The organism is Rhodococcus sp. CX (assembly GCF_015865005.1).
Taxonomy (GTDB): Bacteria; Actinomycetota; Actinomycetes; order Mycobacteriales; family Mycobacteriaceae; genus Rhodococcus.
Genome location: NZ_JADZGH010000208.1, coordinates 25,087 through 33,765 on the forward strand (window position 1 = coordinate 25,087; position 8,679 = coordinate 33,765).

Annotated in this window: 10 protein-coding genes; 8 read left to right on the forward strand and 2 right to left on the reverse strand. The window is 68.7% G+C overall.

What is annotated here, in order from left to right:
• The 8 genes from I0Q12_RS22855 to I0Q12_RS22890 form a co-directional block, all read left to right on the forward strand.
• Positions 1–975, forward strand: a 975-nt coding sequence (locus I0Q12_RS22855) for a cytochrome P450 (protein WP_197255011.1), incomplete at its 5' end; no start/stop codon positions are given.
• Entirely contained in the window at positions 968–1,279 is a 312-nt protein-coding gene (locus I0Q12_RS22860) for a 2Fe-2S iron-sulfur cluster-binding protein (RefSeq protein WP_197255013.1), read from the forward strand. The genes I0Q12_RS22855 and I0Q12_RS22860, both read left to right, overlap by 8 nt.
• Positions 1,276–2,517 (forward strand): FAD-dependent oxidoreductase, encoded by a 1,242-nt coding sequence (locus tag I0Q12_RS22865; RefSeq protein WP_197255015.1) that lies wholly within the window; start codon positions 1,276–1,278, stop codon positions 2,515–2,517. Before I0Q12_RS22860 ends, I0Q12_RS22865 begins: the two co-directional genes overlap by 4 nt.
• Positions 2,514–3,299 (forward strand): protocatechuate 3,4-dioxygenase subunit beta, encoded by a 786-nt coding sequence (locus I0Q12_RS22870; RefSeq protein WP_197255017.1) that lies wholly within the window; start codon positions 2,514–2,516, stop codon positions 3,297–3,299. Before I0Q12_RS22865 ends, I0Q12_RS22870 begins: the two co-directional genes overlap by 4 nt.
• 11 nt (positions 3,300–3,310) lie before the next feature.
• A complete protein-coding gene (locus I0Q12_RS22875; protein WP_197255019.1) occupies positions 3,311–3,811 on the forward strand; it encodes a hypothetical protein in 501 nt (166 codons plus the stop codon).
• Positions 3,812–3,826: 15 nt separating this feature from the next.
• The gene (locus I0Q12_RS22880) at positions 3,827–4,600 is read left to right on the forward strand and encodes an enoyl-CoA hydratase/isomerase family protein (protein ID WP_197255021.1); all 774 of its coding nucleotides are present in this window, start codon (positions 3,827–3,829) and stop codon (positions 4,598–4,600) included.
• Between the two features lie 7 nt (positions 4,601–4,607).
• A complete protein-coding gene (locus I0Q12_RS22885) occupies positions 4,608–5,069 on the forward strand; it encodes a thioesterase family protein (RefSeq protein WP_197255023.1) in 462 nt (153 codons plus the stop codon).
• On the forward strand, positions 5,066–6,223 hold the full coding sequence (locus I0Q12_RS22890; RefSeq protein WP_197255025.1) for a flavin reductase family protein: 1,158 nt from the start codon (positions 5,066–5,068) through the stop codon (positions 6,221–6,223). Before I0Q12_RS22885 ends, I0Q12_RS22890 begins: the two co-directional genes overlap by 4 nt.
• 210 nt (positions 6,224–6,433) lie before the next feature.
• On the opposite strand, the gene I0Q12_RS22895 is transcribed toward I0Q12_RS22890, so the two are convergent.
• Both I0Q12_RS22895 and I0Q12_RS22900 read right to left on the reverse strand, forming a co-directional pair.
• Positions 6,434–7,867 (reverse strand): MmgE/PrpD family protein, encoded by a 1,434-nt coding sequence (locus tag I0Q12_RS22895; protein ID WP_197255027.1) that lies wholly within the window; start codon positions 7,865–7,867, stop codon positions 6,434–6,436.
• An 8-nt stretch (positions 7,868–7,875) separates the two neighbouring features.
• Positions 7,876–8,679: MFS transporter (locus tag I0Q12_RS22900; RefSeq protein ID WP_197255028.1), on the reverse strand; the 804-nt coding region annotated here is incomplete at its 5' end.

The following is an 8,679-nucleotide window of genomic DNA, read 5'->3' on the forward strand; positions in this document are numbered from 1 at the left end:
CGCCCCCGGCACACCCGGATCCGGCAGAGCGCGGGCCAGTTCCTGAATCCCAAGCGCTACCGCGACTTCGAACCCCGCGTCCGCGCTCTGGTCCAGGAGTACGTCGAAGCCCTGCGCGAGAAGGTCGCTCGCGGTGACGACGAGGTCGACATCGTCGCCGAACTGACGCACGAGATGCCCGCACGCGTGGTGTTCATGCTGCTCGGTGTCGACGACGTGGACCCGCTGCAGATCAAGCGCTGGGCGCTCAACCGCGCCACCATGATCTGGGGAAAGCTCTCCGAACAGGAGATGATCGACGCCGGCCACGAGCTGAACGACTTCTTCCGGTTCTGCCGGGAGATCGTCGAGGACCGCAAGCGCAACCCGCGCGACGACTACCCCAGCAAGCTGCTCGAACTGCGCGGCGGCGACGACGGCGTGCTGAGCGAGAACGAAATCGTCTGCCTCGTCTTCGCGTTGCTGCTGGCCGGCCACGAGGCCGTCACCAACGGCCTGACCATCAGCATCCTCACCCTGCTCGAGCATCGTGAGGCCTGGGAGGAACTGGTCGCGGACCCCGCGCTGATTCCCCGGGCGATCGAAGAGGTCCTGCGGCACAGCACACCGGTCATGACCTGGCGGCGTACGGCACTCGAGGACGTCGAACTGAGTGGCGTGACCATCCCGGCCGGCAGCAAGATCCTGCTCAGCCTGGCATCGGCGAATCACGACGAGGCCCGGTTCGAGCGCCCCGAGGTCTTCGACATCCACCGCCGCAACTCCCGCGAACATCTGTCCTTCGGATACGGCATCCACGTGTGCATGGGAGCACCCCTCGCACGCGCCGAACTGAAGATCGTGCTCGAAGAACTCGTCAACGCCTTCCCGGGCATGAGCCTGGTGGAGGGACAACAACTCGAATGGACCAGGACGATGGCCCACCGCGGCCCCCAGAGTCTGAAGGTCCGCCTTGGAGGTTCCGAAAATGGCTGAGGTCACCTGGATCGCCGACGGCGAGCGCATCACCGCGGATGTCGCCGACGGCATCAACCTTATGGAAGCGGCCGTCGCCAACGGCGTTCCCGGCATCGTCGGCGAATGCGGCGGCGGAATGATGTGCGCAACCTGCCACGTCTACGTCGAGTCGGACCACCAGACCGGTGAACCCACTCCGGTCGAGGCCGACCTGCTGGACTTCGCCGAGGTTCCCCGCCGCGACACCAGCCGGCTGAGCTGCCAGATCGTCTGCCGGCCCGAGCTCGACGGCATCACCGTCGAAGTGCCCTCCGCCTGGTGAGCACCGCCATGAGCCACGGAACCGTCATCATCGGCGCCGGGCAGGCCGGGCACACCGCCGCCATGCAGTTGCGGGCCGCCGGATACGAGGCCCCGGTCACCGTCATCGGCGACGAGCCGGCCGCCCCCTACCAGCGTCCTCCGCTGTCCAAGCGCTACCTGCTGCGCGAGGTCCAGCCCGAACACCTGGCACTCGGCGGCCGTGCCCGGGGACCGCAGATCGACCTGCGCACCGGCGAGCGCGTGGCCCGCATCGACGTCGACCGGCGCGTCGTCGTCTCCGACGCCGGCACCAGCTACCGCTACGACCATCTCGTGCTGGCCACCGGCACCCGCGCCCGGCGGCTCCCCGAGTCGCTGGTGGGCGGACTCGCCGGTGTGCACGTGCTCCGGACCCTCGCCGACGCCGACACCCTGGCCGGCGCCCTCGACGACGCGAAGTCGGTGCTCGTCCTCGGTGGCGGCTTCATCGGACTCGAATTCGCCGCCGTGGCAGCACGTCTCGGTCGTCGCGTCACGGTGGTCGAACGCAACCGAGTGTTGGGGCGGGTCGTCAGCGAGAAGGCGGCCGAGCACATCCGGTCCGTGCACCTGGGCAACGGCGTCGAATTCGTCGAAGGTCGTGAACTCGCCTCGTTCGACGGCGTGGACGGACGCGTAACCGCTGGCGTGATGACGGACGGAACCCGCATCGAGGCCGACCTGGTGCTCGTCGGGATCGGCGCCGAACCGGTCGCCGAACTCGCCGCCGACGCCGGCCTCGAGGTCGACAACGGCATCACCGTCGACGAACTCGGCCGCACCAGCGCCCCCGGCGTCTACGCGATCGGCGACTGCGCCAACTTCGCGTGGTGCGGCGGGCGACGGCGACTCGAGTCGGTGCAGAACGCCGAGTTCATGGCCAAGGCCGCGGCCGCGCACATCGCGGGCCGGGAAACTCCCCCGCGGCCCGCACCGTGGTTCTGGTCGGACCAGTACGACGTGAAACTGCAGATCGTCGGCCTGCTCGACGAGAGCGACACCGTCGTCACCCGAAAGTCCGAGGACGGCAACGGATTCTCCCTGTGGCACTACCGCGGCGACGACCTCGTCGCGGTGGAGGCCCTCAACGACCCGGGCGCGTTCCTCACGGCCCGCAGGCTGATGGACCGCGGGGTCAGCCCCGCACAGCACACCGTGGCCGACGAGAGCCTCGGTATCCGGGACATCGCCGCACAAGCACTGGAGGCAACATCATGATCGAATCGTTCGATCCGCCGCTGGCGGACTCGAACTCCCTCGTCAGCACCCTGCGTGTGCCCCTGCAGGCACCGGTGCACCTGGACAAGGAGTTCTTCCACAACCGACCGGGACCCGCCTTCGGGCAGCTGAAGCTCGGCGCGTTCGACAGCGACCTCACCGTGCAGGGCGTCTCCGAGCCGATCGGCACGCGGGTCATCGTGCACGGCCACATCACCGACAGCGGCGGTGTCCCGGTCAAGAACGCCCTCGTCGAGATCTGGCAGGCGAACAGCGCCGGCGGATACCGCGACTCCCTGGACGTCTCGGGCTTTCCGCTCGACCCGAACTTCTACGGAGCCGGACGCTGCCTGACCGACAGCCGGGGCTACTACCGGTTCGTCACGATCCGCCCGGGCCCGTACCCGGCGATGTTCAAGGACGGTGCACGTGTCTGGCGCGCCTCCCACATCCACTTCTCCGTGCTCGGCGCCGGATGCGCGAGCCGCCTCGTCACCCAGATGTACTTCGAGGGCGACCCGCTGATCCGGATGGACCGCATGATCAATGCCATCCCGGACCGGCGTGGACAGGACCGGCTGATCGCCAAGCTGGACGCGGACAACTCGATCTCCGAATCGTTCGGCCCGTCGAGGACACTGCCCACCGTCGACGGCAGCGGTGCCGTCGTGTACCCGCCCAAGCGGACCGATCCGGGCGCCCTGCTGACCAAGAACCCCTCGGCACTGGCCTACCGCTTCGACATCGTGCTCCGCGGATCCGCCGCCACCCCGTTCGAATGAGGGACGACTCGATGATTCTCACCCCCGCACAGACCTGCGGCCCCCTGTTCGGTTTCGCGCTGACCCCGCCCGCGGTCACCCAGGCCGTCTCCGAGGACCACCCCGACGCGATCGTCATCGAGGGCATGCTCCTCGACGGCCGGGGCGACCACGTGGACTACGGCGCGTTCCTCGAGTTCTGGAGCGACGAGCAGGCCTGCCGCGTGCGCACTCTGGAAGGGCGCTTCCGCGCCGTCGTGCGCAAGCCGCAGCCGGTCACCCTGGCCGACGGCCATACTCTCGCACCGCAATTGGGCATCTTCATCTTCACTCGCGGTCTCGCGGGCCCGCTGGTCACCAAGATGTTCTTCCCCGACGAGACGGAGGCCAACCGGTCCGACGCGATCCTGCAGGAAGTGCCCGAGGAGCGCCGTCACCTGCTCGTCGCCCAGCCCACCGGCCAGGAAGGCCACCTGCAGTACGACATTCACCTGCAGGGTGAGCAGGAATCCGTCTTCTTCTCCCTCGACTAGGCAAAGGCCCCCACCATGGAAGAGAACCTGATCGTCGAGCGCCTCGGCCACGTGCTGGTGCTCACTCTCAACCGTCCCAAGAAGCTCAACGCGATGGACAGCGCGCTCTACATCCGCCTCACCGACGAGCTGCGCGGCGCCGACAAGGACGACGACATCCGGGCCGTGGTCATCCGCGGCGCGGGCACCTCCTTCTGCTCCGGCGCGGACACCGGCGAATTCGCCGAGCTGACGCCGGACAACACCGAACGCGTCGAGGCGCGGGCCGGGCTCACCTACGAGCTGCACAAGACCATCCCCGAGATCTCGAAGCCGGTGATCGGCGCGGTCCACGGCTACACCGTCGGCGGCGGTTGCGGTCTCGCGCTGGCCTGCGACATCACGATCGCATCGGCCAACGTGAAGATGGGCTACCCCGAGATCAAGCACGGTCTGGTCGCCGCCGTGGTGATGGCGAACCTCACAAAGCAGCTCGGACGCAAGGCCGGCTTCGAGCTGGTGGCCACCGGCCGCCTCGTCGGCGCCGAGGAGGCCGCCGCGCTCGGCATGGTCACCCGCGTGGTCCCCGAGGGCGAGGAGTACACCGAAGCCCTGAAGGTCGCGCAGGCCCTGGCCGAGCAGATCCCCACCTCCCTCCAGGCCACCAAGCGCCTGTTCCACAAGGTCGCAGATCTCCCGCTGGCCGAGGGCCTGGTGCGCGGTCGCGAGGCGAACGAGGAGATGCGCGAATACCGCGCAGAGGCACTCAAGGACTTCGGCGCCGCGGTCAAGGCCGCAAAGGCCGGGTGAGGACGTCATGACGGACCAGCCGAGCACGGTGCTCGCCGCCTCCGAGCACGTCGTCGAGGACATCCTGCGGGTCAGCGACCTCGACTTCCAGCGCCACATGGGCAACACCGCCTTCACCCAGGTGTTCGCGAACGCGCGCTTCGCGTTCCTGAGCGACTGCGTCAGGCCGACGGTCGGTTTCGACGTCATCCTCGCCCTGGTCAAGCTCGAGGTCGAGTTCACCGGACAGGTCCACTACCCCGCGACCATCCGGACCCGCACCCGGATCGAGAAGATCGGACGCACGTCGATGACGCTGCTCCAGACGATGTCCGTCGGTGAGAAGGACGTCGCGTCGTCCCGCTCGGTCTTCGTCCTCACCGATCGCGACAGCGGACGGTCCATGGCGTGGCCCGACGAGGTTCGTGCCCTGCTGGATTCGGCCCCGGTCGATTCGGCGGCACCCACGCCGGTGGCCGTACCGTCATGAGCACCGGGGTCCTCGATCCCGCCGATTTCCGGCAGGTGCTCGGTCACCATCCCACCGGGGTCGCGCTGATCTCCAGCGTGACCGCCGAGGGGACACCGGTCGGCATGATCGTCGGGACGTTCACGTCGGTGTCCCTCGATCCCCCGTTGGTCGGTTTCCTGCCGACCCGCGACTCGGCGAGTTTCGCCGAGATCGCGAAGGTCGGGAAGTTCACCGTGAACATCCTCGCCCACGACCAGGAACCGCTCTGCCGAGCGCTGTCCCGGCCCGCCGCAACGAAGTTCGACGGGGTGGAGTGGTCGCCGTCGGGCAACGGCTCCCCGCTGTTGCCCGGGGTCGTGGGCAGCATCGACTGCACCCTCGAATCCACCACCCCGGCCGGCGACCACTACTTCGTCACCGGCCGGGTGGAGAGCCTCGCGATCCACAGACCCGTTGCGCCGCTGCTGTTCTTCCAGGGCGGTTTCGGGGGGTTCGTCCCGGGTTCGTTCGTCGCACCGAGCGACGGGATCGTCGCCGGGAGCATCCCGATCGTGCAGCGCATCCGCAACAGGATGCAGGAGCTGGCCCACGCGGCAGGAGGCGAGGTCACGGCGTACGCCAAGGTCGCCGACCATGCGGTTGCCGTGGCGACGGTGGCCGCACCCGGCGTCCCGCCGTCGACCGTCCTGGGTTCGAAGCTGCCCCTGACTCCCCCGTTCGGTGAGGTGTTCCTGGTGGGAGCCCCCGAGGCCGAGGTCGAGCAATGGCTCGCGTCGGCCGGAGGCTCCACCGACGACGAGGTTCTGAGCGTCTCGCGGGAACGCCTGGCCCACGCGTGCCGGCACGGCTGGACCGGCTCCTACGCCGGTGATACGCGGGACCGTCTGCTCTTCCCCGCCCTGAACGAGTACGGCGTCGACTCCGTCACGCCCGCTCGGCAGCGCGAGGTCCGGCAGATGCTGCACGCCGCAGTTCAGGAACTCCGCCCTGTGCCGCTCGAGGCGCAGACGCTCTACCACGGCGCAAGCCTGGTGGCGCCCATCAGAAATGCTCACGGCCGCTGCGAACTCATGCTGCGGCTGTGCCGGATACCACCCACGCCGGGCGCGGACATCGCAGCGTGGGGACTCGAACTCCGACGACTCGCCGAGACGGCCACCGAAAACCGGTAGCCCGGGCGAACGGAGCAAGAAGCGAGAGGGACCATCATGTGCCACCGCACATGGTGGTCCTCCTCGTCGACGGAACCCCGACCCCGACGCCGGTTGCACCCACAACCGGTCGAATCCGAAATCGGCTGCGCCTGAGGGTAGTACGTCGACAACGAAAGAGGTCCGCGCCGGGCATCCCCGGCGCGGACCTCTTTCGCGTTCCGCTCGGCGTTACGGCGACTCGGGCAGGGGCGTCGCGTCCGGACTGATCAACGCCGTGACGACGCTCCGGACGTCCTCCACCGTCGTGAGATCGGACGTCATCCACTCGAGGTCGCGCACCTGGTCGGCCGGCAGGCCCCAGGGCGCATAGCCGACGCAGTCACCGAACCCCTGGGCCTGTTCCTCCGGCGTCAGCGGGTTGCCGGGGTAGCCCGGGCCGACCTCGAGGGTCCGCACCCACGTGCCGCCGGTGGTGGTGTGCACCTCGACCCGCGACGACGAGTGCCCGGTCAGCTCCGGGTCGAAATGCACCCGAATCCGCGCGAGCATGTCCGATCCGTCCAGCTCGGCGACCCGCTCGGGTTCGAAGTGCTCGAGCAGCGAGGCACCTCGTTCGAGGGCGTTCGCGCAGGTGTACTGGGCGCTGAACTGCGCGTTGACCCGGGGGTTGGTGCCCGGCTCGAACGGCTTGCCGATGAGATTGTGGGCGAACTCGGGCAGGTGGATGTCGACCCGTTCGATGTTCTTCTTGCCGACGGATTCCAGTGCGAGAAGCGCGGATTCGGTGACGCCCTGGGTCAGGCCGCAGCTCGGGTACTTCTTGAAGAAGATGTCTCCCAGCCCGTAGCGGCTGCCGATCTCCTCGACGAACGACTCCGGAGTGCGTTCACCGCGCGCATACAGCCGCGCGTACCCGAACGGTCCCGAAATGTAGTTCGCGGGCCCGGTGAGTCCGGCCTGGGCGAACTGGACGCTCTGCACGGCCGAGGCCGCGGTCCAGCCCTGGATCAACCGCACCGCGAGCGACGCGTCGACGTTGCTCTGGAAGCTCGCTGCACAGCGGTTGAACGAAAGTGCCAGCGCGTTCAGGGTCTGCTCGGCGTCGAGGCCGGCGGCCCGTGCCGCGGCGGCGGTGGCTCCGAGGAGGCCCGCAACTCCGGTCGGGTCGAGGCCGGCGTACTGCTCCTCGGTGAGGTTGAACCGGATGCCCGCCTCGAGCCCGACGGCCAGGGCCGCCAGGAACTCCGAGCCGGTGCACCCACCGCGAAGCTCGGCAGCGGCCAGAGCCGCCGGCACGACCGACGAGCCGAGGTGCAGTCCCGGGACCATCGTGTCGCAGTAGTCGAGAGCGCGCGCCATGGTGCCGTTGAGCAGCGCGGCGCTCTGCGCCGGAAGGGGGTCTCCGTGGACGAGCGAGCGTGCCTCACCTCGACCGCCCTGGACGACGACCATCTTCCGCAGCTCCGCGATCCCATCCTGCCCGGCCCCGGCGATCGCCGTGCCGCACACCGTGCGCAGAACCTGATGGGCGACGGCGAGCACATCGGAGGGGATGTCGGCGACCACGGTGTCGGCGACGAAGCGGGCCATCAGCTGTTCCGGCGACGCCGGCTGTTCCTCGAGCGGTTCCGGCGTTGTGCGCGTTGCGGTGTCGATACTCATGAAACTCCTCAGCGCTGGGGCAGGGACTTGGACGCGGTCCGCCCCACGGTGGCGACGCTGATCAGACCGACCACGGCGACCAGGATGACCCATCCTGCCGGACTCGTGTCCTGGCCGGTGCGCTGCACCAAGAGTTCCGCGATCAGGGGCGCGGTGCCGCCGGCGGTGATGGTACCCAGGTTGTAGCCCAGCGCGATCCCGGTGTACCGCACGTTGGTGGGGAACAACTCCGCCGCGAGGGCGTAGGTGGGTACCTGGACGAACCCGTTGAAGAACATGTAGACGACGTAGACCGCGATGGCCAGGAGCACGCTGCTCGTGGTGGACAGGATCGAGAACGCCGGCCAGGCCAGGAGAGCGAGGGCGACGTAGCCGACGATCAGAACCGGCTTACGGTCGAACCGGTCGGAGAGTAGACCGGGCAGCGGGAAGGTGACGGTCGCGATCGCGATACCCGCGGCGGCGATCCACGCGATCGCCGTCGGCGAGAGATGTCCCTTGCGCTGCAAGAAGATTCCGAAGTAGGTCAGGCCGATGTACACGGTGCCGTTGAGCGCGACCGACATGCCGAACACGCGGAGCACCGACAGCGGGTGGTTGCGGATCACGGTCGCCAGCGGTCGCTTCTCCACGGCCGGTCCGTCGAGACGCTCCTCGAGTTCCTTGAACTGCGGGCTGTCCTCGAGCCGGAGACGTCCCCACAGGGCGACGGCGGCGAAGATCACGGAGACCAGGAACGGGATTCGCCATCCCCAGGACTGCATCTGCTCGGCGCTCAGGCCCAGCCGGACGGCACCGACGACGGCCGCGGC

Excerpts from the sequence above, each read along its gene's own strand:
- I0Q12_RS22860 (WP_197255013.1), top strand. The coding sequence starts at position 968 with ATGGCTGAGGTCACCTGGATCGCCGACGGCGAGCGCATCACCGCGGAT.
- I0Q12_RS22870 (WP_197255017.1), top strand. The coding sequence starts at position 2,514 with ATGATCGAATCGTTCGATCCGCCGCTGGCGGACTCGAACTCCCTCGTC.
- I0Q12_RS22875 (WP_197255019.1), top strand. The coding sequence starts at position 3,311 with ATGATTCTCACCCCCGCACAGACCTGCGGCCCCCTGTTCGGTTTCGCG.
- I0Q12_RS22880 (WP_197255021.1), top strand. The coding sequence starts at position 3,827 with ATGGAAGAGAACCTGATCGTCGAGCGCCTCGGCCACGTGCTGGTGCTC.
- I0Q12_RS22885 (WP_197255023.1), top strand. The coding sequence starts at position 4,608 with ATGACGGACCAGCCGAGCACGGTGCTCGCCGCCTCCGAGCACGTCGTC.
- I0Q12_RS22890 (WP_197255025.1), top strand. The coding sequence starts at position 5,066 with ATGAGCACCGGGGTCCTCGATCCCGCCGATTTCCGGCAGGTGCTCGGT.
- I0Q12_RS22895 (WP_197255027.1), bottom strand. The coding sequence starts at position 7,867 with ATGAGTATCGACACCGCAACGCGCACAACGCCGGAACCGCTCGAGGAA.